Source organism: Streptomyces sp. NPDC016851 (assembly GCF_055562795.1).
The window spans coordinates 221,008-246,496 of the sequence record NZ_JBVHEP010000010.1 but is presented as its reverse complement, the minus strand read 5'-3'; the positions used below and the strand labels follow the sequence as shown (position 1 = coordinate 246,496).

At 72.2% G+C, this 25,489-nt stretch carries 26 protein-coding genes and 1 tRNA gene; 11 read left to right on the top strand and 16 right to left on the bottom strand.

The window, feature by feature from the left end; all coding sequences use genetic code 11:
• Window positions 1-98: 98 nt before the first annotated feature.
• From ACZ3I3_RS18595 to ACZ3I3_RS18570, 6 genes are all read left to right on the top strand, one after another.
• On the top strand, window positions 99-923 hold the full coding sequence (locus ACZ3I3_RS18595) for a hypothetical protein (RefSeq protein WP_467366326.1): 825 nt from the start codon (window positions 99-101) through the stop codon (window positions 921-923).
• Window positions 924-1,062: 139 nt separating this feature from the next.
• Window positions 1,063-1,875 carry an SAM-dependent methyltransferase gene (locus ACZ3I3_RS18590; protein ID WP_467366325.1) on the top strand — a complete coding sequence of 271 codons (813 nt, stop codon included), beginning with the start codon at window positions 1,063-1,065 and terminating at the stop codon, window positions 1,873-1,875.
• Between the two features lie 59 nt (window positions 1,876-1,934).
• Window positions 1,935-3,338 (top strand): type I glutamate--ammonia ligase, encoded by a 1,404-nt coding sequence (locus ACZ3I3_RS18585; protein ID WP_467366324.1) that lies wholly within the window; start codon window positions 1,935-1,937, stop codon window positions 3,336-3,338.
• A 1-nt stretch (window position 3,339) separates the two neighbouring features.
• Window positions 3,340-4,479: an amidohydrolase family protein gene (locus ACZ3I3_RS18580; RefSeq protein ID WP_467366323.1), complete on the top strand. Its 1,140-nt coding sequence runs from the start codon at window positions 3,340-3,342 to the stop codon at window positions 4,477-4,479.
• 75 nt (window positions 4,480-4,554) lie between these two features.
• Window positions 4,555-5,091, top strand: coding sequence for an NUDIX hydrolase family protein (locus ACZ3I3_RS18575; RefSeq protein WP_356922771.1), 537 nt, complete (start codon window positions 4,555-4,557; stop codon window positions 5,089-5,091).
• Between the two features lie 31 nt (window positions 5,092-5,122).
• Window positions 5,123-6,124, top strand: a complete 1,002-nt coding sequence (locus ACZ3I3_RS18570) for a glycoside hydrolase family 43 protein (protein WP_467366322.1) — start codon at window positions 5,123-5,125, stop codon at window positions 6,122-6,124.
• 54 nt (window positions 6,125-6,178) lie between these two features.
• Here the strand turns inward: ACZ3I3_RS18570 and ACZ3I3_RS18565 are convergent.
• A tRNA-Pro gene (locus tag ACZ3I3_RS18565) sits at window positions 6,179-6,252 on the bottom strand.
• Between the two features lie 135 nt (window positions 6,253-6,387).
• Between ACZ3I3_RS18565 and ACZ3I3_RS18560 the strand changes: the two genes are divergently transcribed.
• Both ACZ3I3_RS18560 and ACZ3I3_RS18555 read left to right on the top strand, forming a co-directional pair.
• Complete coding sequence (locus tag ACZ3I3_RS18560; protein WP_467366321.1) at window positions 6,388-7,089, top strand: transketolase; 702 nt, start codon at window positions 6,388-6,390, stop codon at window positions 7,087-7,089.
• Between the two features lie 29 nt (window positions 7,090-7,118).
• A complete protein-coding gene (locus ACZ3I3_RS18555; protein WP_467366320.1) occupies window positions 7,119-8,030 on the top strand; it encodes a transketolase family protein in 912 nt (303 codons plus the stop codon).
• A gap of 16 nt (window positions 8,031-8,046) precedes the next feature.
• On the opposite strand, the gene ACZ3I3_RS18550 is transcribed toward ACZ3I3_RS18555, so the two are convergent.
• The 12 genes from ACZ3I3_RS18550 to ACZ3I3_RS18495 form a co-directional block, all read right to left on the bottom strand.
• Window positions 8,047-8,406, bottom strand: a complete 360-nt coding sequence (locus tag ACZ3I3_RS18550) for an MmcQ/YjbR family DNA-binding protein (protein WP_467366318.1) — start codon at window positions 8,404-8,406, stop codon at window positions 8,047-8,049.
• A 30-nt stretch (window positions 8,407-8,436) separates the two neighbouring features.
• Complete coding sequence (locus ACZ3I3_RS18545) at window positions 8,437-8,967, bottom strand: GNAT family N-acetyltransferase (protein ID WP_467366316.1); 531 nt, start codon at window positions 8,965-8,967, stop codon at window positions 8,437-8,439.
• Window positions 8,964-9,536 carry a helix-turn-helix domain-containing protein gene (locus ACZ3I3_RS18540; RefSeq protein ID WP_467366314.1) on the bottom strand — a complete coding sequence of 191 codons (573 nt, stop codon included), beginning with the start codon at window positions 9,534-9,536 and terminating at the stop codon, window positions 8,964-8,966. The genes ACZ3I3_RS18545 and ACZ3I3_RS18540 overlap by 4 nt, the downstream gene beginning before the upstream one ends.
• 46 nt (window positions 9,537-9,582) lie before the next feature.
• A complete protein-coding gene (locus tag ACZ3I3_RS18535; protein WP_467366312.1) occupies window positions 9,583-10,485 on the bottom strand; it encodes a LysR family transcriptional regulator in 903 nt (300 codons plus the stop codon).
• A 31-nt stretch (window positions 10,486-10,516) separates the two neighbouring features.
• Window positions 10,517-11,710 carry a glycine C-acetyltransferase gene (locus ACZ3I3_RS18530; RefSeq protein ID WP_467366310.1) on the bottom strand — a complete coding sequence of 398 codons (1,194 nt, stop codon included), beginning with the start codon at window positions 11,708-11,710 and terminating at the stop codon, window positions 10,517-10,519.
• 34 nt (window positions 11,711-11,744) lie between these two features.
• A complete protein-coding gene (gene tdh, locus ACZ3I3_RS18525; protein WP_467366308.1) occupies window positions 11,745-12,773 on the bottom strand; it encodes an L-threonine 3-dehydrogenase in 1,029 nt (342 codons plus the stop codon).
• Between the two features lie 209 nt (window positions 12,774-12,982).
• Entirely contained in the window at window positions 12,983-13,555 is a 573-nt protein-coding gene (locus tag ACZ3I3_RS18520) for a GAF domain-containing protein (RefSeq protein ID WP_467366306.1), read from the bottom strand.
• 59 nt (window positions 13,556-13,614) lie between these two features.
• Window positions 13,615-14,247 (bottom strand): GTP-binding protein, encoded by a 633-nt coding sequence (locus tag ACZ3I3_RS18515; protein WP_467366304.1) that lies wholly within the window; start codon window positions 14,245-14,247, stop codon window positions 13,615-13,617.
• Complete coding sequence (locus ACZ3I3_RS18510; protein WP_010044672.1) at window positions 14,225-14,596, bottom strand: DUF742 domain-containing protein; 372 nt, start codon at window positions 14,594-14,596, stop codon at window positions 14,225-14,227. Before ACZ3I3_RS18510 ends, ACZ3I3_RS18515 begins: the two co-directional genes overlap by 23 nt.
• 2 nt (window positions 14,597-14,598) lie before the next feature.
• Window positions 14,599-15,033 carry a roadblock/LC7 domain-containing protein gene (locus ACZ3I3_RS18505; RefSeq protein WP_274821145.1) on the bottom strand — a complete coding sequence of 145 codons (435 nt, stop codon included), beginning with the start codon at window positions 15,031-15,033 and terminating at the stop codon, window positions 14,599-14,601.
• Between the two features lie 92 nt (window positions 15,034-15,125).
• Window positions 15,126-17,375 (bottom strand): sensor histidine kinase, encoded by a 2,250-nt coding sequence (locus ACZ3I3_RS18500; RefSeq protein ID WP_467366301.1) that lies wholly within the window; start codon window positions 17,373-17,375, stop codon window positions 15,126-15,128.
• A 536-nt stretch (window positions 17,376-17,911) separates the two neighbouring features.
• Entirely contained in the window at window positions 17,912-19,177 is a 1,266-nt protein-coding gene (locus ACZ3I3_RS18495) for an MBL fold metallo-hydrolase (protein ID WP_467366299.1), read from the bottom strand.
• 137 nt (window positions 19,178-19,314) lie between these two features.
• Between ACZ3I3_RS18495 and ACZ3I3_RS18490 the strand changes: the two genes are divergently transcribed.
• Window positions 19,315-20,493, top strand: coding sequence for a glutamate dehydrogenase (locus tag ACZ3I3_RS18490; RefSeq protein ID WP_467366297.1), 1,179 nt, complete (start codon window positions 19,315-19,317; stop codon window positions 20,491-20,493).
• An 86-nt stretch (window positions 20,494-20,579) separates the two neighbouring features.
• The gene (locus ACZ3I3_RS18485; protein WP_467366295.1) at window positions 20,580-21,194 is read left to right on the top strand and encodes a TetR/AcrR family transcriptional regulator; all 615 of its coding nucleotides are present in this window, start codon (window positions 20,580-20,582) and stop codon (window positions 21,192-21,194) included.
• A gap of 24 nt (window positions 21,195-21,218) precedes the next feature.
• Here ACZ3I3_RS18485 and ACZ3I3_RS18480 read toward each other — a convergent pair whose 3' ends face one another.
• Complete coding sequence (locus tag ACZ3I3_RS18480; protein ID WP_467366293.1) at window positions 21,219-21,962, bottom strand: helix-turn-helix domain-containing protein; 744 nt, start codon at window positions 21,960-21,962, stop codon at window positions 21,219-21,221.
• A 251-nt stretch (window positions 21,963-22,213) separates the two neighbouring features.
• Between ACZ3I3_RS18480 and ACZ3I3_RS18475 the strand changes: the two genes are divergently transcribed.
• The gene (locus tag ACZ3I3_RS18475; protein WP_467366445.1) at window positions 22,214-23,281 is read left to right on the top strand and encodes a serine hydrolase domain-containing protein; all 1,068 of its coding nucleotides are present in this window, start codon (window positions 22,214-22,216) and stop codon (window positions 23,279-23,281) included.
• 10 nt (window positions 23,282-23,291) lie between these two features.
• Here ACZ3I3_RS18475 and ACZ3I3_RS18470 read toward each other — a convergent pair whose 3' ends face one another.
• Window positions 23,292-24,416 (bottom strand): NHL repeat-containing protein, encoded by a 1,125-nt coding sequence (locus ACZ3I3_RS18470; RefSeq protein ID WP_467366291.1) that lies wholly within the window; start codon window positions 24,414-24,416, stop codon window positions 23,292-23,294.
• A gap of 282 nt (window positions 24,417-24,698) precedes the next feature.
• Window positions 24,699-25,484 (bottom strand): SGNH/GDSL hydrolase family protein, encoded by a 786-nt coding sequence (locus ACZ3I3_RS18465; protein WP_467366443.1) that lies wholly within the window; start codon window positions 25,482-25,484, stop codon window positions 24,699-24,701.
• Window positions 25,485-25,489 lie beyond the last annotated feature (5 nt).

The window sequence follows — 25,489 nt, the reverse complement described above, 5'->3', positions numbered from 1 at the left end:
CACCGCGGCGCTCACCCGAACAGTCCGGTGCCGGTGGTGGGCCGTCGGTGCGGGTGGTGCGCTGAGGGCACGCGTCACGCTCTCAGGAGGCACTCCCGATGACCCGTCGTCCGAACCGGCTCGTCCGTGTTCTCTCCTCCGCCCTCGCGGCAGGCACGCTGCTGGCCACCGCCGCCTGCTCGGACGACGGCGACACGGACGGTCCGCGCGTCTCGGACGTCGCCGCGTCGCAGGTCGCCGGGAAGCGGCAGACCCCCTCGCCGACCGCCACCCTCACCACGGACGGCGCACGGGCCGCGCTGATCACCGAGGCGGACATCGAGGACGACTGGACCCAGGTCAAGGACACGGAGGCCGAGAACTGGCACGACAGCCTGCTCATCGGCAGGGTCGACGTCTCCGACTTCCTCACCGCCAAGGCCCAGGCCGCCGACTGTCAGCGGCTCCTCGACTCCCTCTTCGACGACGACCTGCTGGGCAGGCCGTCCGGAGCGTCCGAGCTGCGCGGCTTCGAGCAGGGCGACTCGCGCCTGCTGTACCAGGTCGCCTCCTACGAACGGACCGACCCGCAGGACTCCCTGAACTGGATGGCGAAGCTGCCGGAGAAATGCGACCAGTTCACCGTCACCGACGACGGCGAACAGCGCACCGTGCAAGTCGTCGAGACCTCGCTGCCCGGCGTGGGCGACGCCCGTGAGGGCCTGCGCGTGACGGTACGGGGCACCACCGGCGGCACGCAGGCCACGCTGACCCTGGACGTCGCCGCGGTACGTGTCGGCGACGACGCGATCACCGTCACGGCGGGCGGGCTGGACGGGGGCGAGAGCGACTCCGTCGGGCAGGCGGTGCGGCTCGGTACCCAGCGCCTGAAGGACGTGCTGGCCGACAGGACGCCCTCTCCGGGCCCCGGCGAGGTCGAGTAACCCGGTCCGCGGCTCTCCCCCGCCGCGTGCCCACGCGCCCCCCGCCGGCTTCTGCCGATTCCGGGGACAGGTGATCACCGGAGCGGCACAATGGCGGCGATGACCGGTACCGGTCGCTCGTGCGAGGAGAGGAAGAGACGTGAGTGAGAGCCACACCCCGCCGAGCGGCTCGGCGCGGCTGAACACCGGTGTGGCGCACAACGCGCGTGTGTGGAACTACTGGATCGGCGGCAAGGACAACTACGAGGTCGACCAGAAGGTCGGCGAGCAGGTGGCCGGCATGTTCCCGATCATCCGGGACATCGCCCGGGCGGACCGGGACTTCCTGGGCCGGGCCGTGTCGTTCCTGGCGGGCGAGCGCGGAGTGCGGCAGTTCCTCGACATCGGCACGGGGCTGCCGACGGCGGACAACACCCACGAGATCGCCCAGCGGCTCGCGCCCGACTCCCGGATCGTCTACGTCGACAACGACCCGATCGTGCTGGTGCACGCCCGCACCCTGCTGACCGGCACCTCCGACGGCGTCACCGCCTACATCGACGCCGATGTGCACGACCCGGACGCCATCCTCGAACGGGCCGGGCACACCCTCGACCTCACCCGGCCCGTCGCCGTCATGATGCTGGGCATCCTCAACTTCGTCCTGGACACGGAGAAGGCCCTGGACATCGTGCGCCGTGTGATGGCCGCGGTCCCCTCCGGCAGCTACCTGGTCCTCACCCACCCGACGTTCGACGACGAGCTCGGCGGCGCGGGGCAGATCCCGGCCATGAAGTTCTGGAACGAGAACGCCACTCCCCCGATCACCGCCCGCAGCGGCACGGACATCGCCGCGTTCTTCGACGGTCTGGAGCTGCTCGAACCGGGCCTGGTGTCGTGCGGCCAGTGGCGTGCCGACGCCGGCTCGGCCGTGCTGGTGCCGCAGTACGGCGCGGTGGCCGTCAAGGCCTGACGCCCGGCGACCGTCCCGTCGAGGAGGACGTCTCCGGGAGGACGTATCGAGGAGGACGCATGACGGCCCTGGCCGATCCGGTACCCGGCGGCCGTCCCGGCGACGTCGAGCGGGCCACCGCGCTCAGCGGCGAGCTGGCGGGGCGGGGTGTGCACGGCGTCGTGCTGTCCTACGTCGACACCGCGGGCATCGGCAGGGTCAAGACGATCCCGACGGCCCGGCTCGCCTCCGCCGCGGCCTGGGGCGTCGGCATGTCCCCGGTGTTCGACACGTTCCTGGCGAACGACTCCATCGTCACCACCGACGTCCTCGGCTCCCCCGACGGCGACCTGCGTCTCTACCCGGACCTCGACCAGCTCGTGGTGCTGGCCGCGCAGCCCGGCTGGGCCTGGGCACCGGTCGACCGGGTCACGCAGGACGGGGAGCGGCATCCCGGCTGCGGTCGTACCTTCCTGCGCCGGGTCGCCGCCGAGGCGGCCGAGCGGCACGGCCTGACGTTCAAGGCGGCCGTGGAGGTCGAGTGGACGCTGGCCCGCGGGGACGCGCCCGGTGACGCCTTCGTGCCCGCGACGACCGGTCCGGCCTACGGGGCCACGCGGCAGGTGGAGCTCGGCGACTACGCCGCCGACCTGCTGGCGGCGTGCGCGGCCCAGGGGCTCGACGTGGAACAGGTCCATCCCGAGTACGCGGCCGGGCAGTTCGAGATCTCGGTGGGTGCCGTCGACCCGGTGGCGGCGGCCGACCGCAGCGTGCTGGTGCGGCAGACGATCCGCGCGGTGGCCCAGCGGCACGGGCTGCGCGTCTCCTTCGCCCCGGCCGTCGTGGGGCAGGGCGTCGGCAACGGCGGGCACGTCCATCTCTCGGCCTGGCGCGGCGGGGTCAGTCTGCACTCCGGGGGCGAGGGCCGGTACGGCATGACGGCCGGGGCGGAGTCGTTCACAGCCGGCCTCCTCGCCCATCTGCCCGGTCTCACGGCCGTGACCGCGCCGAGCCCCGCCAGCTATCTGCGGCTCAGGCCCTCCCAGTGGGCGGGGGTGTTCACCGCCTGGGGCCACGAGACCCGGGAGACCGCCCTGCGGGTCGTCACGGGCACCGCCGGCCTGCGCGACCAGGCGGCCAACCTGGAGATCAAACCCGTCGACCTGGCCGCCAACCCCTACCTCGCGATCGGCTCTCTGATCGCCGCCGGGCTGGACGGACTGACCTCGTCCGCCGCCCTGCCCGAGGAGACCACCGGGGACCCGGCGCGGCTGGGCGAGGCGGAGGCGGCGGCCCGGGGCGTACGGCGGTTGCCGGTCTCGCTGGAGCAGGCCGTCGAGGAGTTCCGCGAGGACGGTGTGCTGCGGGCGGCCCTCGGCCCGGTCCTGGCCGACGCGGTGATCGCCGTACGGCGGGGAGAGCTGGCGTCCGTCGCCGGGTTCGACGACGACCAGGTGGCGGCGGCGTACCGGTGGACGTACTGACGTGGGCGCGGTCCGCGAAGCGCTCGGCGCGCTGAGCCTGGTCGACCACCACTGCCACGGCACGGTCACCGCCGATCTCGACCGGGAGGCCTTCGAGCCGCTCATGACCGAGGGCGACGCCTGGCCGGGGATCTCGCCCTTCGACAGCCCCGTGGGCGTGGCCGTGCGCCGCCACTGCGCACCCCTGCTGGACCTGCCGCGGCACGCCCCTGTCGAGCAGTACCTGGCCCGGCGCTCGGAGCTCGGCCGGCGTGAGGTGCAGCGGCGCTTCCTGCGCGCCTCGGGCACGGGCGTCTTCTGCGTCGACACCGGGTACGCCCCCGACCGGCTGACCACCCCCGGTGAGATCGCCGAGGCCGCGGGCGGGTCGGCGTACGAGGTCGTGCGGCTGGAGGGCGTCGCCGAGTCGGTGCGGGCCGCGGGGGTCGAGCCGGACGCCTACGCGGACGCCTTCCGCGCGGCGGCGCTGGACGCCGTACGGCAGCCCGGCGTGGTGGCCGTGAAGTCGGTGGCGGCCTACCGCACCGGGTTCGGCCTGGACCCGGCCCGCCCCTCGGACGCGGAGGTCACCGGCGCCGCCCGGCACTGGACGGCCCGCGGCGGCCGGCTGGACGACCCGGTCCTGGTCCGGCACCTGCTGTGGACCGCCGTCGACCTGGGCCTGCCGCTCCAGTTGCACACCGGGTTCGGCGACAACGACATCCGGCTGCACCGGGCCGACCCGGCCCTGCTCACGGACTGGCTGCACCTGACGGCCGGGACGATCCCGGTCCTGCTGCTGCACTGCTGGCCGTACCAGCGGCAGGCCGCGTACCTCGCGGCGGTCTTCGAGCAGGTGTATCTCGACGTCGGCCTCACCCTCCACCACGTCGGCCCGGCCCGGGCCGGTGCGGTCCTGGCGGAGGCCCTGGAGATCACACCGTTCCGCAAACTGCTGTACAGCTCCGACGCCTACGGTGTGCCGGAGTTCTTCCACCTCGGGGCGCTCGCCTTCCGGCAGGGTCTGGCGGAACTGCTCCAGGAGCGGGTGGACGCCGACGAGCTGTCCCTGCCGGACGCGCTGCGGATCGCCCGGTGGGCGGGCCGGGACAACGCCCTGCGGGTCTACCGGTTCCCGGATGCCTCCCCGGAAGACGGTTGAACTGCGTGTGGCCGGTCACAGTTCCTCCCGAGCGGCTATCCAGGAAGTCCGAACGGCTGAAAGTATGATCAAGCGATGTCTGACATGACCGAAACCACGCCCGGCTGGCTGTCCTCCGACGAACTGGAGATGACACGCGCCCGCATGCCGATCCTGTATGTCGACGCCGTCCCGGTCCGTGTCGACGACAGCGGCGAAGTCACGAGTGTCGGCGTGCTGCTGCGCATGGGACCCGACGGGACGGTCAGCCGGACGCTGGTGTCCGGCCGCGTGCTGCACCACGAACGCGTCCGCGACGCCCTGCTGCGCCATCTGGAGAAGGACCTCGGCCCGGTCGCGCTGCCCCGCGTCCCGGCGTCGCTCCAGCCGTTCACGGTCGCGGAGTACTTCCCGACGCAGGGCATCACGCCGTACCACGACCCCCGCCAGCACGCCGTGTCCCTCGCCTACATCGTGCCCGTGACGGGTGACTGCCGGCCCCGGCAGGACGCCCTCGACCTAGTGTGGTTCAGCCCGCAGGAGGCCGTCTCGGAAGCGGTGCAGAGCGAGATGCCGGGCGGTCACGGGGTGCTGCTCAAGCAGGCGCTGGCCCATGCGGGCTGCGCGATCTGACGGGCGCGGACCGGCACCGAGGGGTGAGCTGATGCGGCTTCCCGACATGCCGCTGCACGACCCGTTCGTCGTCGCCGACGAACCGACGCGCACCTACCACCTCTACACGTCCAACGATCCCTCCGTATCGGGCGTGGACGGCACCGGCACGATGGTCTACCGCAGCCACGACCTGCGCGACTGGGCGCGCCCCGTCGTGGTGTTCCTGACCGCCGGGCAGGAGGGCGTCTGGGCGACGGACGGCGCATGGGCCCCGGAGGTGCACGCCTGGGACGGCAGGTACTACCTCTTCACCACACTGCACGACGAGAACCGGCCCCTCCCGGTCCCGCCGCCCAACCAGTGGGGTGTCCCGTTCCCGACCCCGACCCACATGCGGGGCACGATCACGGCCGTCTCCGACTCGCTGCTCGGCCCGTTCACCGTGCTCGACCCGGCCCGCCCCGTCCCGCCCGAGCACCTCATGACGCTCGACGGCACGCTGTACGTCGACCCGGCCGGGCAGCCCTGGATGGTGTACGCGCACGAGTGGCTCCAGACGATCGACGGAACCATGGAGGCGGTACGGCTGGCCCCCGACCTCTCCCGGGCGGCCGGCGACCCGGTGTACCTCTTCAAGGCGTCGGACGCGCCCTGGACCGCCGAGCAGATCCCCGCGGGCGTACCGCACCAGCTGCCGCCGTACATCACCGACGGCCCCCAGCTGTACCGCACCCCTGACGGGTCCCTGCTGATGCTGTGGTCGACCTACGAGAAGAACACGGCCGGTCCCGACGGCACGGTCAGCGGCGGCTACGTGCAGACCTACGCCGTGTCGAGGTCCGGGGACCTCCAGGGCCCATGGCGGCAGCACCGGCCGCTGGTCCGCGACGACAGCGGCCACGGCATGCTGTTCCACACCTTCGCCGGGCAGCTGATGATGATCCTGCACCGGCCGTTCGAGAACGCCCGCGGGAAGCTGTACGAGATGGAGCTCCGCGACCATGAGCTGAAGGTGCTGCGCCGCCGCGACGACCTCGACGGGGGCGGCTGACACAACGCGAATCAGCGGGTCCGCCGATACCGGCCGACCCGCTGATCGATTCTGTCGGGACGACAGGATTTGAACCTGCGACCCCTTGACCCCCAGTCAAGTGCGCTACCAAGCTGCGCCACGTCCCGTTGCCCATCTGACCTGGGGATTCCCCCGGCCGAACGCGCAGGGAAACCATACCGCACTCGCGCCGGTGATCGCGCATCCGTTTCCGGGCGTCCGCGCTTGACCTCAACATTGGTTGAGGTTGCACGCTCGTGCACATGACGAACGCGACGGACATGACACACACGTACGCCGACCTGCCGGGGCTCATGGGCCTCATGACCGGCGACGAGAAGCACGGCCCGGCCGCGACGTCCACGCTGGACGTGCTGTGGGTGCTGTACGACCGGGTGCTTCGGGTGAGCCCGGAGGGGTTGGCCGATCCGGAGCGGGACCGGTTCCTGCTCTCGAAGGGGCACGGGCCGATGGCGTACTACGCCGTGCTGGCCGCCAAGGGCTTCGTGCCGGTGGAGTGGCTGCCCGGCTTCGGCTCGTACGACTCCCCCCTCGGCCACCATCCCGACCGCACGCTCGTGCCGGGGGCCGAGATCGGCAGCGGATCGCTCGGGCACGGACTGCCGATCGCCGTCGGTACGGCGCTGGGGCTGCGCGCCCAGGGGCTCGACGAGCCGCGGGTGTGGGCGCTGATCGGGGACGCCGAGCTGGACGAGGGCAGCAACCACGAGGCGATCGCCTTCGCCGGGCCCGCCGCACTCGACCGCCTGCACACCGTCGTCGTCGACAACTCCTCCGCGACATACGCGCGGCCCGGCGGGATCGCCGCCCGCTTCGAGGCGGCGGGCTGGTCCGCGCTGACCGTCGACGGCCGTGACCACGAGGCGCTGTACGCCGCCTTCACCGCACCGCACCCGGGCCGCCCGCACGTGGTCGTGGCCCGGGTCGAGCCCAAGTCCGCCTGAACACCCCGCTGGAAAGGAAGCAGAACTCCATGGACACCATGCGTGACCGTTTCGCCCCTGTCGTCTCCCGGCTGCTCGACGAGGACCCCCGCGTCGCCGTGGTCCTGGCCGAGATCGGCGTGGACGGCTTCGCCGAGGCCGCCCGCCGCCATCCCGACCGGGTCGTGAACGTGGGCATCCGCGAGCAGCTCCTGGTCGGGGCGGCGGCCGGGCTGGCGCTGACCGGGCTGCGGCCCGTCGTGCACACCTTCGCCAGCTTTCTCGTCGAGCGGCCCTTCGAGCAGGTCAAGCTGGATCTCGGGCACCAGGACGCGGGTGCGGTGCTGGTGAGCGCCGCCGCCTCCTTCGACTGGCCGGCCGGGGGCTACACCCACATGGCGCCGGGCGACGTGGCGCTGCTCGACACCCTGGACGGCTGGACCGTCCATGTGCCGGGCCACCCGGACGAGGCCGAGACGCTGCTGCGGCACGCGGTCGCCGCGGGCGACGACAAGGTGTACGTGCGACTGTCCCTTCAGTCCAACGGGCGGGCGCTGCCCGTCGACGGGCAGCGTTTCCGCACGGTCCGCGAGGGGCGCTCCGGCGTCGTGGTCGCCGTCGGGCCGATGCTCGACGCGGTGCTCGCCGCCACGGAGGGCCTCGACGTCACGGTCCTGTACGCGACCACCGTCCGCCCCTTCGACGGGGCCGCCCTGCGCCGGGCCACCCAGGCGGCCGGGACGGACGTCGTCCTCGTCGAGCCCTACCTGGCGGGCACCTCGACGGCGGCCGCGAACGACGCGCTGTCCGAAGTGCCGCACCGGGTGCTGGGGCTGGGCGTGGGCCGCCGCGAACTGCGGCGGTACGGGCAGGTGGAGGAGCATGTCGCCGCCCACGGCCTCGACGCCCGGTCGCTGCGGGAGCGCATCTGGGGCTTCGTCGGGGCGGCGGTTCCCGCCTGAGACCCTTGGAACGAGGTCACTCCCCCGCCACGACGCCCAGCCGGGGATGCGCCTCCAGGAGCCGGGTCGGGGCGGCCTGGCGCCAGGAGTCGGCCAGGATGTCCCGCAGTTCACCCTCGTCCTCCAGCGCGTCGAGCCGGACCCGCACCCAGGCGAACTGGGCCTCGTGGTCGGCGATCCAGAACTTCCCCGGCTCGGCGAGCACCAGTTCGTCCCGCTCCTCCTTGGGGCAGCGCACGGCGATGGACGTCTCGTCCTCCGGCAGCGTGGCGAACATCTTTCCCGCGACCCGGAACGTGGGCATGCTCCAGGCGATCTTCTCCGTCGTGTCCGGCAGGGACAGGGCGACACGTCGTACGTCTTCGGCATCCGGCATGGCAGGCACCGTATCGGCTGCCACTGACAATCACCTGGTGAGAGCGGTTGCCGGTACGCGCTTGTAGTAGATCGTCGTCGGCCGCAGCCGCCCGTCGGGGCTCGCCGCGTAGTCGGGGATCGCGCCGATCGCGGTCCAGCCGGCGGACCGGTACAGCCGCTCGGCGGGGCTGCCGCTCTCGGTGTCCAGGTGCAGGAGCGTGACGCCGGCCTCGGCGGCGGCGCCCTCCGCCGTGGTCAGGAGCCTGCGTCCGAGGCCACGGCCGCGGGCGTCGCGGTGCACCATGAGCTTGACGAGCTCGGCGCGGTGACGGCTGTTCGGCTTGGCCGGGAAGGCCAGGCTCACGGTGCCCAGCACCCGGCCCCCGTCGTACGCCGCCCACACGGCGAGCCGTCCCACTGCCATGTCGGCGGCCCGTTCCTCCCACCAGGCGAGCGCCTCCGCGCGGTCGAGCGGGGCGAGGAAACCGACCGAGGCACCACCGTTCACGGTGTCGGTCAACAGGTCCGCCAACGCCCCGGTGGAATGGAGCAGTTGAGCCTCGTCCAGACAACGGATCACGGCCGCACCACCGCCAGCAGGTACCGGACGCCCTCGGGAGCGGCGCAGCGGAACCGGGTCGGACCCCACACGCGCATGCGCAGGCAGTCACCGGCGCCGAGGTGGTGTCCGGTGCCCTCCACCGTCACGTCGAGGGCCCCTTCCAGGATCCAGATGTGCTGCTCCAGGCCGGTGACGGGCGGACGGTCGTAGGCGATGTCGGCGCCGGGTGCGAGGCGGGCCTCGACGAGTTCGCCGCGCAGGGCGGGATGCGGCGGTGACACGGACCGCCGCACGAAGCCGGAGGCCTGGTCCTGCCAGACCGGCTGGTCGGCGGCCCGCAGCACGGGTGCCGGCTCGGCCTCGACCTCGCTGAGCAGCTGGGACATGGTCCGCCCGTAGACGGCACACAGGCGGTTCAGGAGGGAGGCCGTGGGGCTGATCTCCGCCCGCTCGGCCCGGGACAGCGTGGACCGGCTCACTCCGCTGCGGTCCGCCAACTCGCCCAGGGAGTAGCCGTGTTCGCTCCGCAGCTCGGCCAGGCGGGCGCCCAGCCGGGTGTCGATCGCGTCCGTGTCGTCACTTCTCATATGTGGGACGGTATCCCGGATATGAGACGACCGGGTTACGGAGTCCTCACACCTGGGCCGCCGCGCCGAGCGCGTCCAGCACCGGGCGGATCAGGGGATGTTCCTCGGCTCCCCGGCGCACCGCGGCGAAGACCCGCCGGGTGGGCGCCGTGCCGTCGACGGGGCGGACGACCACCCCGGTGAGATCCATGCCGCGCAGCGCCGAGCGCGGCACGAGGGCGACGCCCGCGTCGGCGGAGGCGAGGGCGACGACCGCGCGGAAGTCGTCCGAGGAGTGCTCCATGCGGGGCTGGAAGCCGGCGTTCTCGCAGGCCAGGACCACCACGTCGTGGCAGGGATTGCCGGGGTACGGGCCGATCCACGGGTCCTTGGCCAGTTCGGCGAGCGGGACCTCCGCCGCGTCGGCCAGACGGTGGGCGACCGGCACGACCGCGTCGAAGGGCTCGGCGTACAGCGATACGTGGGTCAGCCGCGGGTCATCGGCGGGCGGGGCGCCCCGGTACTCGACGGCGACGGCGACATCGACCTGCCGGTCCAGCACCATCGGCAGGCTGGCGTCGCCCTCGGCGTCCTGGACGCGGATGCGGATCCCGGGCGCCGACTCGGCGAGGCGGGCCACCGCGGGCGCGACGACCAGGGCGATGCCGGTCGCGAAGGAGGCGACGGTGACGGTGCCGGCCGCTCCCGAGCTGTAGGCGGCCAACTCGGCCTCGGCGCGCTCCAGTTGGGCGAGGACCGCGTTGGTGTGGCTGAGCAGGATCTCACCGGCCGGGGTGAGGCGTACGCCCTTGGCACCGCGCTCGACGAGCCGGTGCCCGGTCTCCTGTTCCAGCGCGGCGAGCTGCTGGGACACGGCCGACGGGGTCAGGTACAGCGCGGCGGCAGCCGCCGTCACCGTGCGGTGGTCGGCCACCGCACGGAGGATGTGGAGCCGCCGCGCTTCGATCATGCGATCGATTCTCTCAGGTCGCCGGTGTTTTTCAGCCGGCCAGCTCCGCCCGGGCCGCCACGAAGGCGTCCACCACCCGGTTCACGTCCTCCGTGGAGTGCGCGGCCGACAGCTGGACGCGGATCCGGGCCTGGCCCTGCGGCACCACCGGGTAGGAGAAGCCGATCACGTACACGCCGCGCTCCAGCAGCAGCTCCGCCATGCGCCCGGCGACCGCCGCGTCCCCGATCATCACCGGGGCGATGGGGTGGTCGCCGGGCAGGACGTCGAAGCCCTCCTCGGTCATCCGGCCGCGGAAGAGGGCCGTGTTCTCGGCGAGCCGGACGCGCAGGTCGTCCGCCGACTCCAGCAGGTCGAGGACCTTGAGGGAGGCCGCCGTGATCACCGGGGCGAGCGTGTTGGAGAAGAGGTACGGCCGGGAGCGCTGGCGCAGCAGGGCGACGATCTCGGCGCGGGCGGCGACATAGCCGCCGGAGGCACCGCCGAGCGCCTTGCCGAGGGTGCCGGTGATGATGTCGACGCGGTCCATGACGCCGTGCAGCTCGGGCGTGCCGCGGCCGCCGGGGCCGACGAAACCGACGGCGTGCGAGTCGTCGACCATGACCATCGCGTCGTAGCGGTCGGCGAGGTCGCAGATCTCACGCAGTGGGGCGACGTAGCCGTCCATGGAGAAGACGCCGTCGGTGACGATCAGGCGGCGGCGCGCGTCGGAGGCCTCCTTGAGGCGGGCCTCCAGCTCGGCGAGGTCGCGGTTGGCGTAGCGGAGGCGGCGGGCCTTGGACAGCCGGATGCCGTCGATGATCGACGCGTGGTTGAGCGCGTCGGAGATGACCGCGTCCTCAGGGCCGAGCAGGGTCTCGAACACGCCGCCGTTGGCGTCGAAGCAGGAGGAATACAGGATCGTGTCCTCCTGGCCGAGGAACGCCGACAGCCGCGCCTCCAGTTCCTTGTGCACCTCCTGGGTGCCGCAGATGAAGCGGACGGAGGCCATGCCGTAGCCCCAGCGGTCCAGGGCCTCGTGCGCGGCGGCGACGACCTCGGGGTGGTCGGCGAGGCCGAGGTAGTTGTTGGCGCAGAAGTTGAGGACCTCGCCGGGGCGGCCGCCGGCGGTGACGTTCACGGTGGCGGACTGCGGGCTGCCGATCACGCGCTCGGGCTTGTGCAGTCCGGCGGCGCGGATCTCGTCGAGGGTGGCGCGCAGGTCGTCGCGCACGGAGTCGAACATGAGGGCTCCTGAAGTGCTTGGCGGTGAGGGGGAGTTACGCGGTCCAGTCGAGGATGACCTTGCCGCCGCGGCCGCTCGCCGCGTCGGCGAACGCCGCCTCGAAGTCGCGGAAGCCGTACCGGCCGGTGATCACGGGCGCGAGGTCGAGGCCGCCTTCCAGCAGCACGGACATCGCGTACCAGGTCTCGAACATCTCGCGGCCGTAGATGCCCTTGATCGTGATCATCGAGGTGACGATCCGGGCCCAGTCGACGGGGAACTCCTGCGCGGGCAGGCCGAGCATCGCGATCCGGCCGCCGTGCGTCATGTTGGCGATCATGTCCCGCATGGCCTCGGGGCGGCCGGACATCTCCAGGCCGATGTCGAAGCCCTCGCGCAGGCCGAGCGTGCGCTGCCCGTCGGCGATGGTGGCGTGCGCGACATTGAGCGCAAGGCTGACCCCGACCTTGCGGGCCAGGTCCAGCCGTTCCTCGCTGACGTCGGTGATCATGACGTTGCGGGCGCCGGCGTGCCGGGCCACGGCGGCGGCCATCAGACCGATCGGGCCCGCGCCGGTGATCAGCACGTCCTCGCCGACGAGCGGGAACGACAGCGCGGTGTGCACGGCGTTGCCGAACGGATCGAAGATCGCGGCCACGTCGAGGTCGACGGGCACGCGGTGCACCCACACGTTGGCGGCGGGCAGGACGACGTACTCCGCGAACGCCCCGTCCCGGCCCACACCCAGCCCTATGGTGGCCCGGCACAGGTGCCGACGCCCGGCCTGACAGTTGCGGCACTTGCCGCACACCAGGTGGCCCTCGCCGCTCACCCGGTCGCCGACGGCGATGTCGATGACGTCCCGCCCGGTCTCGACGACCTCGCCGACGAACTCGTGCCCGACCACGAGCGGGGTGCGGATCGCCTGCCGCGCCCAGCCGTCCCAGGCCCTGATGTGCAGGTCGGTGCCGCAGATGCCGGTGCGCAGCACCTTGATCAGTACGTCACCCGGCCCGACGGCGGGCTCCGGGACGTCCGCGAGCCACAGTCCGGGCTCCGCCTTCTGTTTGACCAGCGCCTTCACCGCTACGGCTCCAGGGGGTGAGTCCCGGGTCCGGGCACGCCGAAGGTGCCCCTGGGCCGGGAGAGGAGTGGAATCGCACAGCAATCTGCCGTACGCCGGCCGCACCGGTCCATCGAGGTTTTCTTAAGCGCCGCCTCAGCTTTCCTTCACGCCTCCTGCGTGCCCTGCTTTCCTTCACGCCCCCTGCGTGCCCTGCGCAACGCGGGCGCTCAGTAGGGCAGCATGCCGTCCCGGCCCTCCAGATGTGCGACGAGCTGCGCGGCGTGTTCCTTGATGGCCGTCAGGCCCGGCTTCCCCCACGGCCGGGGCACGACGTCGGCGACGCTGACCGTGCCCAGCACCAGGCCCGTACCGTCGATGAGCGGTGCTCCCAGATAGGAGCGGATACCGAACTCGTCGACCACCGGATTGCCCGCGAACCGCGGATAGTCGTGGACGTCCTCCAGGACCAGGGCCTTGCGTCGCGCCACCACATGGGGGCAGAAGCCATGGTCGCGGGGCAGCGTACGGCCCACCCGGGGGCTGGAGCCGTCGCTCCGCACCACCGGCGCGATGGCCGGCACGTACAGGCCCGCGTAGAACTGGCCCCGCTCGTCCGGGAAGTTGACCATGGCGTACGGCGCCCCGGTGAGCTCGGCGAGACCGTGCGCGAAGGCGTCGAGTGCGGGTTCGGGGCGCTCCCCCAGACCCAGCAGGCGCAGTCGGCCGGCGCGGGCGGGGGCCTCCTTGTCCTCGGGTGTGAGCAGCAGACGACCGGCCGGGCGCGGCGGGTCGTAGCTCATGGGCGTCCTCCCGGACTGTGGGCATGCGTCATATACGGGCTCCGAAGGGTGTTGGAGGATCACATGTGGGCGCCGTACCCGGTCGTGGGGGCAACCGGCGCATGGGCGATGAGGTGGCGCACGAGGGTCAGCAGGGTCTGGACCCCGGAGCTGGAGATCCGGGCGTCACAGCACACGACGGGGATCTCGTCGGACAGGTCGAGGGCCGCGCGCACCTCCCCCGGGTCGTAGCGGTAGGCGCCGTCGAACTCGTTGACGGCGACGATGAAGGCGAGGCCGCGTTGTTCGAAGAAGTCGACGGCCGCGAAACACTCCTCGAGGCGGCGGGTGTCGGCGAGGATGACCGCCCCGAGCGCGCCCTCGCACAACTCGTCCCACATGAACCAGAACCGCTCCTGTCCGGGGGTACCGAACAGGTACAGCACGTGTTTCGGGTCGAGCGTGATGCGGCCGAAGTCCATGGCCACGGTCGTCTCGACCTTGTTCTCGATGCCGTCGAGATTGTCGGTCGCGGCACTGACGGTGGTGAGCAGTTCCTCCGTGCTGAGCGGCGCGATCTCGCTGACCGCGCCGACGAAGGTCGTCTTGCCCACGCCGAACCCGCCCGCCACGAGGATCTTGAGGGCGGTGGGGAACGGATCGCCGCCGTGGCCGGAAGCGTCGGCGTAGTCAGAGCTGTCGTCGTAGTCCATCGAGCACTGCCTCCAGAAGGGCCCGGTCCGTCGGGTTGTGGTGGAACGCGGGGGGCTTGGTGGTCAGCGCCCCGCAGTCGACGAGGTCCGCCAGCAGCACCTTGGTGACGGCCACCGGCAGCTTCAGATGGGCGGCGACCTCCGCGACGGCGACGGGCACACTGCACCGCTCGAGTGCCTGCGCGTGCTCGGGGCCGAGGTAGCCGAGGGGGGTCGCCCCGGTGGCCATCACCTGCGACATGAGGTCGAGCGCGACGGTGGGACGGGTGCGGCCGTTGCTGACCGTGAACGGGCGCACCAGCCGCCCGGCCGCGTCGTCGAGCCAGGGCCCGTCACCGGCCGCCGCCACCCTCAAGACCTCATCGCCGGGGATTCGACGGACTGCTGGCGGGGAGCGGTGACCAGGTAGGGGCGGACGCTCTTGACCAGCATCGCCATCTCGTAGCCGAGGACGGCCGCGTCGGCCTCGCGGCCGGCGAGCACGGCCAGGCAGGTGCCGGAGCCGGCGGTGGTGACGAACAGCAGGGTCGAGGCGAGTTCGACCACGACCTGCCGGACGTCGCCGCCGTCCCCGAAGCGGACGCCGGCGCTGCGGCCGAGGGAGTACAGGCCGGAGGCCAGGGCGGCCATGTGGTCGGCGCTGTCCGGGTCGAGGCCGTGCACGGACTTCACGAGCCCGTCGCAGGACAGGAGCACCGCGGCACTCGTGTGCGGTACGCGCTGCACGAGGCCGCTCATCAGCCAGTCGAGATCGGATACATGGGCGGTCGGCGCATCGCTCGCCATGGTGGATCGACTCCTTGAGGTACGAAGGTCTGCGGGAGCGCTGGGGGTGGAGGTGCAAACGTGGGCGGAAAGGGGGGTGGAAAGGGGAGTGGTCATCCGGCGGGTGCGCTCCCGTCCTGCCGGGTGGTGGCGTGGTCGGGGCGGGACGCGGTCACACCGTCCCGTGCGCCGCGCGCCTCTGTTATGCGGGCCGCGTCCACGGTGGGGAGGGACTCGGTGTGCACCGGCTCCATGGGGGTCGGGTTCCGGTGTGCGGGTTCCCTTTGTGCGGGCTCCCTGTGTGTGGGCTCGTTGTGCGCGTTCTCCCTGTGGAGCGGCGTCATGTGGGCCGACTCCATGTGTGTCGACCCCATGTCCGCCGACTCCGTGTACGTCGGCTCCGTGTACGTCGGCTCCGTGCGTGTCGCCGGGGCCGTGTCGTCCCACTCCATGTTCCCGGCCTCCATGTGCTGTTGGGCCTCGGCGAGGCTGATGCCGCGCTGGAAGGCCGCCATCAGGCCGGGATCGTGGCCGACGAGGAGCTCGGAGTCCTGGCGCGGCGTGGGACCGTCGCGCAGCTGGGGGGCGATGTGTTCCTGGGCACGGCGGCGAGGCAGTTGGGGCTTGCCCATGGTGCCGCGCACCGTGCCGTTGCGCGGGGTGGGCGGCGATGTCACGTTCTCGGCGAGGATGCGCCGGTCGTCGGGGCCGATCCCGGGCCTCGCCTCGGCCGGGTTGGGCCGCGCCCGATGGGTCCCGCGCACGGGCAGGGGCGCGGGCCGGCCGCTCTGGGGGCTTCCGTCCGAGGCCCGTTCGGCCTCCTGCTGGTGCGTACGGGACGTGCCGGCGGTCTGCGGCAGCGACGGCAACGTTTCGGAGGCGGCACCCGACCCGGAAGAGAACCCGTACACCGCCGAGACTCCTGACACGGCGCCCTCGGCTCGGGACGACCCCCTCCTGGACACCGCTCCGGCTCCGGACTCGGACCCGCTCCCGCCTGAGTCTCCAGCCCCGCCCGCGGACTGCCCGAGCCGGCCGAGCTGCCCGGCCTGTCCCTGCTGCCGGGTCTGCCGCAGCGGCACGGCCGGACGATCCTGACCGCCCGCCCCGCCCTCGGCCTGCCCGGTGCCCCCGGGCGCGCCCGCCTCGGCCCCCAGCAGCGCCTGCGGCACGACGAGCACCGCCTGCACTCCGCCGTAGATATTGCTCTGGAGGCGGACGGTGATGCCGTGCCGCCGCGCCAGCTGCGAGACGACGAACAACCCGATGCGGCCGTCCGCGAGGAGCCGGGCGACGTTCACCTGGTCCGGGTCGGCGAGCAGGGCGTTCATCCGCGTCTGCTCCTCCAGCGGCATGCCCAGTCCACGGTCCTCGACCTCGACGGCGAGCCCGGAGGTGACGAGGTTGGCGCGCAGCAGCACCTGGGTGTGCGGGGCGGAGAACACCGTGGCGTTCTCGACGAGTTCGGCCAGCAGGTGGATGACGTCGGCCACGGCGTGTCCGCGCAGGGTGCCGTCGATCGGCGGCACGAGCTTGACCCGCGAGTACTGCTCGACCTCGGCGATGGCGGAGCGCAGCACCTCGGTCATGGAGACCGGGTTGCTCCACTGGCGGCGGGAGACGGCCCCGCCGAGCACGGCGAGGTTCTCGGCGTGGCGGCGGATGCGGGTGGCGAGGTGGTCGACGTGGAAGAGCCCCTTGAGCAGGTCGGGGTCCTCCATCTCGTTCTCCAGCTCGTCGAGGATGGAGATCTCGCGGTGTACGAGCGACTGCAGGCGCCGGGCGAGGTTGACGAACACCTCGAGCTTCTGTTCGCTGCCCGCCTGGCTGGACAGCTGTGAGGCCTGGACGACGGCGGTGACGGCGCCGTCGTGCGCGCGGGTCAGGTCGGCGGAGAGGAGTTCGAAGTCGTCGGCGCCCTCTGCGGGGCCGCCGCGTGGGCTGCTCTGCGGGCCGGGCTGCGACGGAACGTCGCCGCGGCGCAACGCTTCGACCAGGGCGCGCAGGTCGGCCTCGCGCCGCGCGGTGGTGCGGCGCAGGACGCCGATGCGGTCGTGCACGGACCGGGCGGCCCGGTTGGCGGCCACGGCGGCGACGACGATGCCGACGAGGGTCACCGAGACCGCCCCGGAGAGCACGGCCCACAGCGTCGGCCCCGGCCGCGCGCCGGTGGACCGGACGGTGAAGAGGACGGCGGCACAGCCGCTGAGGGCGACGGCGACGGGCGGCAGTACGGCGAGACGCAGCAGCTGGGGCCGTATATGGGTCTCGGGCAGCGCGGGTGCGGTGCGGCCGGCCGGCCGCCCGTGCCGCCCGCCCTCACGGCGGTCTGCGCGTGCGGCCGGGGCGCGGAGGTGAGACATCGGTGTCCTCGTACTGGTCCGTCGGTCCTGGGTGCCAGGGGGGCTTGCGGTGGTGCGGCCGGGCTCACGCGGCCGCTTCCGCACGCCCCGGGCCGCCCGCTCGGGCCCGTCCGGCTCCCGCCCGGCACCGCCGGGTCCGGAGTCCGTGTGCCGCCCGGGCCCGGATGCGGCCACCACGGCGGCTCCCGTCCCGGCGTCGGTCGTGCGCGGGCAGCGGGGATCCCCCTCGCGTCGACTCCCTCGTCCGCCATGCGCCTGCACGTACCGGTCCCCACTCCCTGATCCGTCTGTTTCCCGACGGACACTGACAGTAGTCGTCAGCGCATCATGTGCGGTGGGCAGTTGACAAACTCATACGGTGAGCGTCCCGCTCTGGTATGAGGTCTCGTACGACAGACCGATAACTCCCTCACACCTCCGAACGCGAACAGCAACAGTCCGATCCGACCTGGTCAGAAGTGGTCACACAGACACGGCGAGGGCCGGGGAGTCCATGACCCCCCGGCCCTCGCCGTCGATCCTCCGCTCGCTCCGGCTCAGCCCGCCGGAAGCGTTTCCGGGTCCTCCGTACCCTTGGCCGCCTTGCCGCCACCGTCACTCACCGTATCGGCCTGGGCCACGGCTGCCGCGTCCGACGTGGTCTTGATCGCGGCGTCGGCGAGGGCCTCACCGACCGGAAACCCACCCGCCGGGGCGAGCGCCACCCCGCGCCACCATGGCTCGGAAGGGACGGTCCCGGCGGTGGGCTCGAAGGGCTCGCCGGGGTGGGGCAGGGCGATCCGGGCGCCCACGGCGCGGGCGGCCGCGACCGTCCCCTCGCCGGGATCCGCCCACGGGTGGGTCGCGAGGTTGAACGTGGCCCAGTGGATCGGCAGCATCGGGCCGTGCTCCGGTCCGCCCTGGAGGTCGAGGTGGGCGCGCATGCCCTCCTCGGGGGTCATGTGGATGTCGGGCCAGAAGTCGGAGTACGCGCCGATCTGGATCATCGTGGCGTCGAACGGCCCGTGGTCCGCGCCGATCTCCTTGAAGCCGTCGAAGTAGCCGGTGTCGCCGCTGTGGTAGATCCGGTGCTCCTCGCCGGCGACGACCCAGGAGGCCCACAGGGTGTGCTGGGTGTTGCGCAGGCCCCGGCCGCAGAAGTGCCGGGCCGGAGTGGCGGTCAGGGTGAGGCCGCCGATCTTCGTCGACTCGTGCCAGTCCAGTTCGCGCAGCCGGCCGGCGGACACGCCCCAGTGCTCCAGGTGCGCCCCGACGCCGAGCGGCACGGCGAACAGCGTGTCCGTGCCGGCCAGGGCCTTGATGGTGGGCATGTCCAGGTGGTCGTAGTGGTCGTGCGAGATGACCACGACGTCGACCGGGCCGAGCGCGGCCAGCGGCAGGGGCACCGGGTGCAGCCGCTTCGGCCCGGCGAACGGGAACGGGGAGCAGCGCTCGCCCCACACGGGGTCGAACAGCACGCGCCGGCCGTCGATCTCGGCGAGCACGCTGGAGTGCCCCATCCAGGTCAGGCGCAGCCCGGTGGCCGGGGGCCGGGCGATGTCGGCGAGGGTGGTGGCGTGCACCGGCACGGTGCCCTTCGGGGCACGGCGGGGCCGGGCCTCCTTGTCGAAGAAGACCTTGGCGAAGTCGAGGGTGGAGCCCGAGGGCCGGGTCCGCGCGGGACCTCCGGGGTTCTGGAAGACCCCGTCCTTGAAGTGGGGCGATCTGCGGATGCGCGCCATGCGCTCACCGCTCGGATCCGCGCCGAACGCCCCGGGCCGGAGCGCACGGAGCCCGGAGCTCGGGGAACGGAAACCGGCCACGGTACCTCCAGGTGGAGTCGGTCAGGCTTTCCATTATGGTCGGCCCCTCCAAACACACCGGGACCCAGGGGTCCCACGGGCGGCGATACTGAACGCCGATTCAGTAATCACGGCGACATCACGGCGAAGGAGCCCGCATGGCCAGCCCCCTGCTGTCCCTCACCTGGACCGACCACATCACCGGCCGCCAGGGCTTCCTGGTCGTCGACCGGCTGGTGCGCGGTGTCGCCAGCGGCGGCCTGCGGATGCGCGCGGGCTGCACCCTGGACGAGGTCACCGGCCTGGCCCGCGGCATGACCATGAAGGAGGCGCTCCACTACGACCCCGCCGCCCGCTACGTCCCGCTCGGCGGCGCCAAGGGCGGCATCGACTGCGACCCGCACGACCCGGAGGCCTACCCGCTGCTGGTGCGGTACCTGCGCGCCATGCGGCCGTACATCGAGAGCTTCTGGACGACCGGCGAGGACCTCGGGCTCACCCAGGACCTGGTGGACCGGGCCGCGGCCGAGGCCGGGCTGGTCTCCTCCATCCAGGCCGTCTACCCGCTGCTGGACGACGAGGCCGAGGCGCGGCGGCGGCTCCGGGACGCCTTCGCGGTCGAGGTGGACGGCATCGGCCTGGACGAACTGGCCGGCGGCTGCGGTGTCGCCGAGGCGGCCCTCACGGCACTGGACCACGCCGGGGTGCCCCACGCGGGGACGCGGGTCGCCCTCCAGGGGCTGGGCACCATGGGCGGGGCCACCGCGCGTTTCCTCACGCGCGCGGGACTCACGGTCGTGGCCGTCGCCGACATCAAGGGCACGATCGCCAACCCGGCGGGGCTCGACGTCGAGGCACTGCTCGCCGCGCGGGACGCGCACGGCACCGTGGACCGCTGCACCCTGCGCCCCGGCGACCGCGAACTGCCGGGCGACGCCTGGCTTTCGGTCGACGCGGACGTCCTGGTCCCCGCGGCCGTCTCGTACGCGATCGACGCCGGGAACCAGGAGCGGATCACCGCCCGCTGGGTCGTCGAGGCGGCCAACATGCCCGTACGACCGGAGGCGGAGCTGCTGCTCGCCGCGCGCGGGGTGACCGTGCTGCCCGACGTCGTGGTCAACTCCGGGACGAACGCCTGGTGGTGGTGGACGCTGTTCGGGGACATCGGCCCTGACGCCGAGGAGGCGTTCGCGCACACGCGCCGCTCGATGCGGTCCCTGGTGGAGCGGATGCTGGCCCGCGCACGGGCCGACGGCACGACGCCGCGGGCTGCCGCCCACGCGCTCGTGGCGGACCGGCTGCCGGTCATGGCGGAACGGTTCGGCTGCTACCGCTGACAGACGGCGCAGCAGCGCCGGGCCCCTTGCCGTACCGGCCGAATACACCGGTCAAGAGGGTGCGGGCGCGTGTGTAGGGTGACGCCGTGACGAGAGTCCGGTTGAGCGTGGCGCAACGGCGCGAGGAGTTGCTGCGGGCCGCCGTCGAGCAGATCGAGGCCCGGGGTGTGGCAGCGGTCAGGATCGCCGACGTGGCCTCGGCGCTCGGTGTGAGCAACGCGCTGGTGCTCTACCACTTCTCGACGAAGGAGAAGCTGGTCGCCGCCGCGTTCCGGCACGCGGCCGAGGCCGACCTCGCGCATCTGCGCAGGCTGCTCGGCCGCCGTACGTCGGCACTGCGCCGGCTGCGGTCGGCCGTACGGTGGTACGCCCCGACCGGCCAGGCCAAGGGCTGGCGGCTGTGGATCGAGGGCTGGGCGGCGGCACTGCGCGAGCCCGCGCTGCGGGAGGTCGCCCAGGACCTCGACCGGCAGTGGAAGGCGGCTCTCGCCGAGGTCATCACGGAGGGCATGGCGGCAGGAGAGTTCCACTGCCCCGATCCCCACGGCGCGGCCCTGCGCCTCACCGCCCTCCTCGACGGCCTCGCCGTCCAGCTGACCTCCTACCCGGGCGCGGTACCGCGGGCACGGGCCCAGGAGTGGGCCGAGGAAGCTCTGGCCCGCGAACTGGGCCTGGAACCGGCGGCCTTGACCCGCCCTTGACCGGACGCGACCCGAATCAGCCACCTATCCGCGAGGGTCAGTGCCGCCCGAGGTCGTTTCCGGCTTGCTGTGGAGCACCTCGCGGGCCTGCTCCGCGGCACGGATGAGGCTCTCGGCGACGAAGTCGACGAAGCGGGCGATGTTCTCCAGGCGGATCGCGGCCGGGGTGTCGGGGCCGAGGACACCGACGCCCTGCCGTGCGGCCGCGGCCAGTTGGGCGTTGGACCGGGCGGCGGCGATCATCGACTGGTAGAAGACGTCGTCGTCGACGGCGTAGCGCTCGCGGCGGCCCTCACCGCGCTCCCGGCGGATGAGCCCCTGACTCTCCAGGAACGCGACCGCCTTGGACACGGAGGCCGGGCTGACCTGAAGGTGCCGGACGAGTTCGGACGCGGTGAGGCTGCCCACATCGGTGGTGTAGAGGCAGGTCAGCACCCGGGACATCATCTTGGGCAGGCCCTGCTGCATGAGGAGGGTGGTGAACATCTCCTCGTACTCGCGCACGGCCTCGGTGTCACGCCCGTGGTCCGACGCAGGCGCCTGCGCCCCGCGGGAAGCGGCCTGCCTGCGCCGGTGGGTCCGGCGTTCGGTGGCGCGGTGGGCCAGGTCGGCACGGTAGGCGGTCGGGCCGCCGTTGCGCATCACTTCACGCGTGACCGTCGAGGTCGGACGACCGAGCCCCCTGGCGATCTCCGCGTAGGCGAGGCCATCACCCAGCCCCTGCGCGATCTGCTGACGCTCCTGCAGGGTGAGCCTGCCTCCCGGCATCGTGAACTCCTTCGTTGCTCCAAGGTGCCGCGAGCATAGCGTTCACTCTCCTTGTATTGCAACGGAGAGAACAGCGATCGTTGCATTGAATCCAAGTCCATTGCAACAATCCTCCTGTCTTCAACTGCATAAACTGCGATCACACGCAACAGCGTTGTTGCCATTCTCTTAAACGCAACGTAGCTTTCTGCCATCGGAAACAACGACCGAAGGAGAACACGGTGACCGATCGCCCGGAGTTGCAGAAGGCCATGCAGGAGATCGTCGATTCCGGTTTCACCGGGATGCAGCTGCGCGTGCACGACGAGCGGGGCGAGTGGGTCGGCAGCGCCGGCTTACGCGAGCTGGGCGAGAGCGCCGAGCCGCCGGCCGACGGTCACTGCCGGATCGGCAGCAACACCAAGACCTTCACCGCGGCCCTGGTCCTGCATCTGGTGGCCGAAGGCAGGATCGGGCTGGACACCCCGGCGGGTGACTACCTGCCCGAGTTCGGGCTGGACCGCCGGATCACGGTACGGATGCTGCTCCAGCACACCAGCGGGGTGTTCAACTTCACCGGCGAGTTCTACGACGACGGGACGTTCGCGCCGGGCATCCCCGTCAGGGGCAAGGAGTGGGTGGACAACCGATTCAAGACTTACCGGCCGCAGGAACTGGTACAGCTGGCGTTGTCCAAGCCGGCGCGGTTCGAGCCGGGGACGGACTGGAACTACTCCAACACCAACTACGTGCTGGCCAGGCTGCTGGTCGAGAACGTCACCGGTCGCTCGCCGGCCGAGGAGATGCAGCGGCGGATCATCGAGCCGCTCGGGCTGTCGGGCACCGTGGCGCCGTACACCCAGCAGGAGGTCCCTGAGCCGCATGCCCACGCCTACTACCGGTACGAGGAGGAGGAGGGCCGGCAGATGACGGTGGACGTCACCCGGCAGGACCCCTCCTGGATCTCCGGCGGCGGCGACATGATCTCGACCACCCGGGACCTCCACACCTTCATCTCCGCGCTCCTGGGCGGCAGGCTCCTGCCGGCTCCGCTGCTGGCCGAGATGTGCACGCCACATCCCAAGGCGGGCTACGGCCTGGGGGTGTTCGTGCAGGACACGGAGGACGGCGGCACGGTCATCACCCACAACGGGGGTATCACCGGCCACGCGGCGCTGATGTACGGCACGCCCGACGGCCGCAAGACCCTGACCGCCGCGCTGAACTACGTGGACGACGCTGCGATGTCCCTGGCCGGGCCGTTCCAGAAAGCGACGCAGAGGCTCGTCAAAGAGGTCTTCGGCGGCGGTCGGACTGGGCGGGCCGCGTCGACGGACTGAGCAACGCGCGTCAGGCCGAACCCAGTTGGGCGAGGGTCGAGGAGTGCATCTCCGTGGCGAAGACGCTGCGGCGCGTCACCAGCAGACGGTGGGCCTTGGACAGCTGGGTGGGCAGCGCCACCGCGTCCTCGGAGACGATCCGCCGGTGTGAGCGGTCCAGCTCCACGCGCACGATCAGATCCAGGACGCGGTCGCTGACGATGGACGAGCCGAGGAGCCACAGGCCAGGGCCTCGGCCGGACTTGGGAGGGTCGAAGGCGAGGTGCAGCAGCCCGGCCGAACGCGCCATGGGAGAGGACAGGCGGTACCAGGTGATCCGGCCGTGCTCGTCGATCCGCCCGAAGGTGCCCGTACCTCCCTCCTCCGTACCGAGCAGCGCCACCCACAGCGCGTCCAGCCCGGCGATCACCCCGACGGGGGTGGCACCACGCTCCGGCGGAATCGCGATCTGCGTCGTACGACCGGACGGGAACGGAATGCGCAGCAGGGAACTGGCCTTGTCCTGGCTCGCGTAGAACTCGCCGCTCACCGGGTGCCGCCCGACGAAGATCGGCTGCGCCCGGGCTTCGAAGAACCAGTGGCGCTCGGGGTGACGGTGGTCGATGGCCAGCACCTCATTGGTGCCCTTGAGACTGACCCACAACAGGTCGCCGTACTCCCCGACGTAGTGAGGGCCCTTCCCCCCATCGGGAATCGGGATATCGCGCAGCACCCGGGGTGCCGCCTTCAACGAGTGCGGCGCGGGATCCAGCAGCAGCAAGTGGTTCCCGCCCTCCAGCGTGGCCCAGATCCTGCCCGGGTAGCGGGTGGAGGCGGCCAGACCGTGCGGCAGGTCCGCGTCGTCGCCCAGCGGGAACTGCTCCAGCCCGGTGACCTGTTCGGTGTGCGGGTCCAGTGCGAGTTTGAGCAGTCGGCTGGGGTACCACTGGGTGATGAGGAGCAGCGGGGCGCCGGGCACCTTCACGGGTTCATGGGTCTGCCCGGCCTCAGGAAGGGCGTACTCCCTCAGCGACCGGCTCCGGAGCGCGCCGGGGCTCGTGGGCGCGGCCGACGCGGTGTCCGGACCGAGTGCGAGACCGGCTCCTCCCGCGGCACCGAGCGCGACAAGCCCTCGCTGAAACGTACGACGGTCCATGCAGTCCTCCGCGGTCCCTGTCCATGAGCGTGACGCACATGGTTCAGGGCCGCGGCCGCCGAATGCCGCCTTCACGGGGTTCGCCTCGCCGTAATCACCCGTTCGAGCACATCGAGCCGAGCCGAACCGGCGCGGGGTGCTGCCGGCGGCTACCCGGGACGGGGGGTGCGCAGCCCGGCGGAGCGGGGTGCCGCTGCGCCCACCCGTGCCGCCTGGGGGCACCTCCCAGGCCCTTAAGGCACTGGGGGAGGCACGACTGCCCGCAGCGGCGGCCGGCGGCAGCTAAGCCACCGCAGCGATCCGCATCCGGATGTCCTCCGGCGACAACGCACCCTTCGCCGTCACATGATCCCCCGACGACTCCCCACGCAGCCGCCGCCCGATCCACGGCACCAGAAACTCCCGCGCCCAGTGCACGTCGTCCCGGCGGACCTCGAGCGGCCCCCGAGCCGGCAACGGCGGCCACGGCTGCTCCGGGTCCGCCGGAACCTCCAGCCCGAGCACCTGCCCCGCGCGGAGCGCCACCCGCGTGTGCCCCTCCGGCGACAGGTGCAGCCGGTCGGCGTCCCAGGCCCTGCGGTCCTGGACACTGCGCAGGGACCACAGGTCGAGCACCGGGCAGCCGTACCGGTCGGCGATGGCCCGCACATGCCCGTTGTACGTCGCGATCTTGCCGCGCAAGTGCTTGAGCACGGGCATCCCACGCGTGTCGAACCCGGTCGTCACCATCACCGTGCCGGCCACGGCGGTGAGCCGCACCAGGGCCCGCTCGAAGCGCTCGGCCACCTCGTCCGGGTCGGTACCCGGCCGGAGGATGTCGTTGCCCCCGGCACAGAACGAGACGAGGTCCGGGGCCATTTCGACGGCCCGCGGAACCTGGTCCGCCACGATCTGGTCGAGGAGTTTCCCGCGCACGGCGAGGTTGGTGTAGTGGAAGTCGCCTTCGGGCCGGCGGTCGGCGAGCAGGACGGCGAACCGGTCGGCCCAGCCGACGAACGCCCCGTCGGGGCCGGGATCACCGACGCCCTCGGTGAAGCTGTCCCCCACCGCCACGTACGACCCGATCACTGCTG